The 395-nt window shown below is 57.7% G+C and carries 2 protein-coding genes; both read right to left on the reverse strand.

Going from position 1 to position 395, the window contains the following annotated elements:
* A partial coding sequence (locus tag BRO54_RS18975; protein WP_239691305.1) for a HisA/HisF-related TIM barrel protein occupies nucleotides 1–189 on the reverse strand: 189 nt, incomplete at its 3' end.
* Nucleotides 189–395 (reverse strand): glutamine amidotransferase-related protein (locus BRO54_RS18980; protein ID WP_420809671.1); only part of this gene is annotated, 207 nt, incomplete at its 5' end. The genes BRO54_RS18980 and BRO54_RS18975, both read right to left, overlap by 1 nt.

Below are 395 nucleotides of genomic sequence, written 5' to 3' on the forward strand. Positions count from 1 at the left end.
GCGGCGCCCTTCTTTCGCTCCGTCCAAATCGACCATATGAATCCACTCCGCCCCTTGGGCGGCGAATTGCTCGGCCATCGCGACCGGCGAATCGCCGTACACCGTTTCTTTGTTGTAATCGCCTTGCAGCAGGCGGACGCATCGGCCGCCGCGCATATCGATCGCCGGATAAATCGTAAACGCCGCCATCAGCCGTTCCCCCTTCCCGTGACGATGCCGACATAATTGTTCAAGATGCTCATGCCGACCGCGCCGCTTTTTTCCGGATGAAACTGTGTGCCAAACACATAGCCGCGCCCGACGACCGCCGGAACATCAACGTCATATTCACTGCTCGCGAGCACGACGTCCTCATCCCCCGGAACGACATAATACGAATGGACAAAATAGACATG

Origin of the sequence: Geobacillus proteiniphilus, assembly GCF_001908025.1 — a bacterium.
In the GTDB taxonomy this organism is placed as follows: domain Bacteria; phylum Bacillota; class Bacilli; order Bacillales; family Anoxybacillaceae; genus Geobacillus; species Geobacillus proteiniphilus.